Annotated in this window: 4 protein-coding genes; 1 reads left to right on the top strand and 3 read right to left on the bottom strand. The window is 71.8% G+C overall.

Features of this window, described 5'->3' with window-relative positions; translation table 11 throughout:
* From HMPREF0731_RS25850 to HMPREF0731_RS21000, 3 genes are all read right to left on the bottom strand, one after another.
* The coding region (locus tag HMPREF0731_RS25850) for a Nif11-like leader peptide family natural product precursor (protein WP_007006248.1) at positions 1 to 238 on the bottom strand (238 nt) is incomplete at its 3' end.
* A 43-nt stretch (positions 239 to 281) separates the two neighbouring features.
* Positions 282 to 539 carry a hypothetical protein gene (locus HMPREF0731_RS25855; RefSeq protein ID WP_007006249.1) on the bottom strand — a complete coding sequence of 86 codons (258 nt, stop codon included), beginning with the start codon at positions 537 to 539 and terminating at the stop codon, positions 282 to 284.
* A 114-nt stretch (positions 540 to 653) separates the two neighbouring features.
* Positions 654 to 1,214, bottom strand: coding sequence for a TlpA family protein disulfide reductase (locus HMPREF0731_RS21000; RefSeq protein ID WP_007006250.1), 561 nt, complete (start codon positions 1,212 to 1,214; stop codon positions 654 to 656).
* A gap of 15 nt (positions 1,215 to 1,229) precedes the next feature.
* Here HMPREF0731_RS21000 and argH point away from each other — a divergent pair, with 15 nt between their 5' ends.
* Entirely contained in the window at positions 1,230 to 2,630 is a 1,401-nt protein-coding gene (gene argH, locus HMPREF0731_RS21005) for an argininosuccinate lyase (RefSeq protein ID WP_040614321.1), read from the top strand.
* Positions 2,631 to 2,642: the final 12 nt, after the last annotated feature.

Below are 2,642 nucleotides of genomic sequence, written 5' to 3' on the forward strand. Positions count from 1 at the left end.
ACCAGTCGAACGGAATCCAGCGATTGGCCGGATTGTGGATGACACCGCCCGTCACCTGGTCCAGCGCCTCATCCGGCAGGGCCTGCCGGGAGGGCAGGTCGATGGCGCTCACCCGATAGCCGCGGCTCTGCGCGACGGTGGCGGCCTCCTCCCGGCTGCGGCATTGCACCAATGCCTCGCGCAGGGCGGGCTGCGCCTGCAGGTCACGCTCCAGCCGCTGCCATTCGGATGCGCTCATGATCGGCTCCTGCGGGAAGCTGGCGGGTCGCCAGGAAGCGGGGTCAGAACAGGGTGCTCCACGGGAGATTGGGGCCGGCGACGGACATGATCGCGCCGCCCGTGGCACCGTCCAGCGCCTCATCCGACAGCGCGGCGGGGGCCGGCAGATCGCCGGCATTCAGCCGGTAGCCATGCGCCTGCAGCAGTGCCGCCGCCGCCTCCGGGCTCTGGCATTGCGCCAGCGCGGCGCCCAGCGTCTCCCGCAGCGCCGGCTGCTCCCCCAGATCGCGGGTCAGGCGCTGCCATTCCGGTGCGTTCATGATCGGCTCCTGCCATGGTGCCGCCACCCCTGGCGGCCGGCGGAGCATGCGGCATCCCGGAGCCAGAGCGTGGCAGAATTTCATCGCAGCGCGTCTCAATCCCTGAGCGCCTTGTCAGGTGGCGCCCGTCTCCTCGCCCGCCAGGCCGCGCAGCGCCTGCAGGAAGGCGGGCTGGTCCCATTCGGCCGCACCCTCCAGCCGCGCCACCTCCTGGCCCTGGCGGTTGATCACCACGCTGGTCGGCAGGCCGCGCGCGCCGAAGGCGCGGGCGGCGGCGCCGCGCGGGTCCAGCAGCACCTCGAGCTCCCGCACCCCGGTCCGCTCGTAGAAGCCGCGCACCTGCGCCGCACCGCCGCGGTCGGAGGACAGCGCCAGCACCGCCCAGCCCTCGCGCGCCAGCGCCGCCTGGGTGCGGTCCAGCGCCGGCATCTCGGCGACGCAGGGCGGGCACCAGGTGGCCCAGAAATTGATCAGCAGCGGCCGGCCACGGAAATCGGCCAGCGTCTTCGTGGCCCCCTCGGCATCGGTGAAGCTGAATTCGGGGGGCTGCCGGGGCGCCGAGCGGGCCAGCTTGCCGAGCCCCTCCGCTGCAATCCCTTGCCGTGCCGGAAGCAGCGTGGTTAGGGTCGCCCCCGCCGCGAAGAGCGAGAGCAGGGAGCGGCGTCCGAGCAACACGAGGCAGATCCTTCCTTGTCCAGTCAGCAGCGAAGCCAGGGCAACCAGCAGTGGGGCGGGCGCTACAGCGCCGGACCCTCGGCGATCATGGAGGAGATCAATGCCTCCATCGGTTTCGACCGCAAGATGTGGCGCCAGGATATCCGTGGCAGCCTCGCCCACGCGGCCATGCTGCGGCATGTGGGGATCATCTCCGCCGATGACGAGGCCGCCATCCGCGAGGGGCTGAACGCCATCGCCGGCGAGATCGAATCCGGCCAGTTCGCCTTCAGCACCGCGCTGGAGGACATCCACATGAACATCGAGGCGCGGCTGACCGAGCGCATCGGCGAGGCCGGCAAGCGCCTGCACACCGCGCGCAGCCGCAACGACCAGGTGGCGCTCGATGTCCGCCTCTGGGTGCGCGACGCGATCGACGGGCTGGACGGCCAGCTGGCCGACCTGATGCAGGCCCTTGTCGAGCGCGCCGACGAGCACGCGGCGACGGTGATGCCCGGCTTCACCCATCTGCAGCCGGCGCAGCCCACCACCCTCGGCCACCATCTGCTGGCCTATGTCGAGATGCTGGGGCGCGACCGCTCCCGCCTCGGCGATTGCCGCGCGCGCATGAACCAGAGCCCGCTGGGCTCGGCGGCGCTCTGCGGCACCGGCTTCGCCATCGACCGGCACATGACGGCGGCGGCGCTGGGCTTCGACCAGCCGATGCGCAACAGCCTGGATGCGGTCGCCAGCCGCGACTTCGCGCTGGAATTCCTCTCGGCGGCCTCGATCTGCGCCATGCATCTCTCCCGCTTCGCGGAGGAGATCGTGATCTGGACCAACCCGTATTTCGGTTTCGTCGCGCTGTCGGACGCCTACACCACCGGCTCCTCGATCATGCCGCAGAAGCGCAACCCGGACGCGGCCGAGCTGGTGCGCGCCAAGATCGGCCGCATCTCCGGCCATCTGGTCGGGCTGCTGACGGTGATGAAGGGCCTGCCGCTGACCTATGGCAAGGACATGCAGGAGGACAAGGAAGGCCTCTTCGACGCGGCCGAGACCCTGGCGCTCTGCCTGGCCGCCACCGCCGGCATGGTGCGCGACCTGAAGCCGGACGTGACCCGGCTGCGCGAGGCCGCCGGCGCCGGCTTCTCCACCGCCACCGACCTGGCCGACTGGCTGGTGCGCGAGCTGCGCCTGCCCTTCCGCGACGCGCACCACGTCACCGGCCGGCTGGTGGCCAAGGCCGAGGCGCGCGGCGTCGACCTCTCCGGCCTGTCGCTGGACGAGATGCAGGCCGAGGAGCCGCGCATCCACAGCGGCGTCTTCCAGGTGCTGAGCGTCGAGGCCTCGGTCGCCTCGCGCACCTCCTATGGCGGCACGGCGCCGGTGAATGTGCGGCGCATGGCGGCCGAGTGGCGGGAGCGGCTGGCGTGAGCCGCGGCGCCC

This window comes from Pseudoroseomonas cervicalis ATCC 49957 (genome assembly GCF_000164635.1).
Lineage (GTDB): Bacteria > Pseudomonadota > Alphaproteobacteria > Acetobacterales > Acetobacteraceae > Pseudoroseomonas > Pseudoroseomonas cervicalis.

Coding starts and splice junctions, on each gene's coding strand:
- HMPREF0731_RS25855 (WP_007006249.1), bottom strand. CDS start 539: ATGAACGCACCGGAATGGCAGCGCCTGACCCGCGATCTGGGGGAGCAG.